Here is a 682-nt window from a genome sequence, read left to right on the forward strand (position 1 = left end):
ATGCGGACCTTGCCCGGACGTTCACCAAACAGAAGCATGGCAATCAGAACCGCCCACACCGCCATCACACCGGGCAAAAGAATACCAACATGACTTGCCGGAACGAACTCAAGGGCGCTTGCAACCATCAGGGTGTAAAACGCACCGGAACCAACGATCATCAAAAGACCATTGGCCATTGAAAGGCCCTTGGGCCAGATGCCTTTTCTAATCCAGATCGGGGCAAGCAGGACAAAAGGCACAACAAAACGCATCAGGCCAATATCAACAGCGGTAAAGCTTGACGTCATGGCATAGCGGGTGGCAATCAGCCAACCGGCCCAGATGCAAACCGTCGCAAGTGCGGCGGTCACACCAACCAGTCGGCTTTCCGTCGCACCGGTGGCAGAGAGCGCGGAAGTTTCAGACATAACAGGTTATCCAGTAAGGGGTTGATTTTGCCCAAATCAGAGCATTTCTTGCGCACCGCAGCAACCCCTTTGACCTAGGGTCAGCTATGCATACAAAAAACGGCGCAAGGTTTCCCCCGCGCCGTTTGCATATTCAGAGAACTGATTTCTGATCAGATGCCGAATTCGGCGAAGAAATCGTTGCCCTTGTCATCGATGACGATGAAGGCCGGGAAGTCTTCGACTTCGATCTTCCAGACGGCTTCCATGCCAAGTTCCGGATATTCGTGAAC

General features: G+C 53.1%; 2 protein-coding genes. Both read right to left on the reverse strand.

From position 1 onward, the window contains the following. The coding region (locus B3Z49_RS09185) for an EamA family transporter (protein ID WP_296990221.1) at positions 1–410 on the reverse strand (410 nt) is incomplete at its 3' end. Positions 411–562: 152 nt separating this feature from the next. Further along, positions 563–682: fumarate hydratase C-terminal domain-containing protein (locus tag B3Z49_RS09190; RefSeq protein WP_296990227.1), on the reverse strand; the 120-nt coding region annotated here is incomplete at its 5' end.

The sequence above is a fragment of the Thalassospira sp. UBA1131 genome (genome assembly GCF_002311515.1).
GTDB lineage: Bacteria > Pseudomonadota > Alphaproteobacteria > Rhodospirillales > Thalassospiraceae > Thalassospira.